Genomic DNA, 205 nt, shown 5'->3' on the forward strand with positions numbered 1-205 from the left:
TGCGACTGATTTGTGGCTACCGTACCAGTCATGGATTGGTTATTTCCTGGCATTCGCTTACAAGCTGGTCGGTCGCAATGACCATCCGGTTGATAACGTGAATCTGTTGCTAAGGGCGACGTCCGGTGCAGGTGCGCTGCGTGAGTTGGACTATTGCTGGTCTGAGTCCCGACGCGGCCAGCCGCCTACCATAGCATGGGTAATG

At 55.1% G+C, this 205-nt stretch carries 1 protein-coding gene; it reads left to right on the forward strand.

Features of this window, described 5'->3' with window-relative positions; translation table 11 throughout:
- Window positions 1-205 (forward strand): hypothetical protein (locus tag AC2FC2_RS27105; RefSeq protein WP_490660223.1); only part of this gene is annotated, 205 nt, incomplete at both ends.

This window comes from Serratia sp. CoH_122_TC_1 (assembly GCF_058191755.1).